This is a genomic window from Spongiactinospora gelatinilytica (assembly GCF_003236385.1).
Taxonomy (GTDB): Bacteria; Actinomycetota; Actinomycetes; order Streptosporangiales; family Streptosporangiaceae; genus Spongiactinospora; species Spongiactinospora gelatinilytica.
Map to the genome: position 1 here is coordinate 1 of NZ_POUA01000683.1, position 1702 is coordinate 1702.

Consider the following 1702-nt stretch of genomic DNA (forward strand, 5'->3'; position numbering starts at 1 on the left):
GGCGATGAGCGAGCCGGGCGGGGTGCCCAAGGTCGTCGCGGGGGTGAGCCGGTATCTGGACGACCGGCTCGGGCTGGGGAACGTGGTGCGGCGGAACATACGCAAGGTGTTCCCCGACCACTGGACGTTCCTGCTCGGCGAAATCGCGCTGTACTCGTTCATCATCCTGCTGCTGACCGGAACGTTCCTGACGTTCTGGTTCCAGCCGAGCATGGGGCACGTCGCCTACACGGGTCCGTACGCGCCGTTGCGCGGCGTGATGATGTCGGAGGCGTACGCGTCGACGTTGCACATCAGCCTCGAGGTGCGCGGCGGGCTGCTGATGCGGCAGATCCACCACTGGGCGGCGCTGTTGTTCGTCGGCGGGCTGATGGCCCACCTGCTGCGGATCTTCTTCACCGGCGCGTACCGCAAGCCGCGCGAGCTGAACTACCACATCGGCCTGGTGATGTTCGCGATCGCGCTGGTGGAGGGCCTGACCGGGTACTCACTGCCGGACGACCTGCTGTCCGGGGCCGGGCTGCGGATCACCCAGGGCATCCTGATCGGGCTGCCGCTGGTGGGGACCTACCTGTCGTTCTTCCTGTTCGGCGGCGAGTATCCGGGCGAGGACGTGATCGCCCGCTTCTTCACCATCCACATTCTGCTGCTGCCCGGCCTGCTGGTCGCGCTGGTGACCGCGCACCTGACGCTGATGTGGGTGCAGAAGCACACCCAGCTCGCCCGCAAGGGCCGGACGAACATGAACGTGGTGGGCGGGCCGTTCTTCCCGTCGTTCATGCTCAAGTCCGGCGCGTTCTTCATGTTCACCTTCGCGATCCTGGCCGGGCTCGGGGCCGCCGTGCAGATCAACCCGATCTGGTTGTTCGGGCCCTACACCCCGGCGGACATCTCGGCGGGCTCCCAGCCGGACTTCTACATGGGCTTCCTTGAGGGGTCGCTGCGGATCACGCCGGGCTGGGAGATCAACTTCGCCGGGTACACCCTGCCGCTCAGCGTGCTCATCCCCGGCCTGCTGCCGCTGGCCCTCATCTTCGGCGGGCTGATCGTCTACCCGTCCGTGGAACGGTGGATCACCGGCGACACCCGCGAGCACCACTTCGCCGAACGGCCGCGCGACAACCCGCACCGCACCGCGATCGGCATGGCGGCGGTCACCTTCTACGGCGTGCTGTGGCTGCTCGGCGCGAACGACGAGATCTCCGACCACTTCCACATCCCGCTGTTCGCGACCACCTGGTTCGGCCGGATCGCGATCTTCGCCGGGCCGGTGCTCGCGTACGTCGTGACGTACCGGCTGTGCCGGGGCCTGCGGCTGCGGGACGCGCAGATGATCGGGCACGGCGTGGAGACCGGCGTGATCAAGCGGCTGCCGGAGGGCGAGTTCACCGAGATCGACGTACCGGCCAGCGACGACATGGCCGCGCCGCTGCTCGGCGCGGAGACGATCCCGGAACTGCGCGGCGCGGAGCTGGCGGCGGACGGCGCGGAGGACGGCGAACCGAGGCCCAAGGGCCTGCGCGGGCGGATCGGGCGGCTGCGGGCCAGGATGAGCCGCGCCTACAGCGAGCCACCGATCACCGAGGGGCCGGGGGCGGACGGCGAGGGCAGGAAGGCCGTCACCGCGGGCGAGAGCTACCGCAGGCCCGATCAGGGAAGTTGACCGCTCGTTGAGGCAATCGGGGAAAGGCGGGGGGTGTCC

General features: G+C 69.1%; 1 protein-coding gene. It reads left to right on the plus strand.

The genetic code is table 11. From position 1 onward, the window contains the following. The first annotated feature begins 4 nt into the window (after positions 1-4). Positions 5-1663, plus strand: a complete 1659-nt coding sequence (gene qcrB, locus C1I98_RS38585) for a cytochrome bc1 complex cytochrome b subunit (protein ID WP_111172148.1) — start codon at positions 5-7, stop codon at positions 1661-1663. Positions 1664-1702 lie beyond the last annotated feature (39 nt).

Bases quoted from the DNA above. Each gene is read 5' to 3' on its own strand.
- qcrB (WP_111172148.1), top strand. From the start codon at position 5: ATGAGCGAGCCGGGCGGGGTGCCCAAGGTCGTCGCGGGGGTGAGCCGG.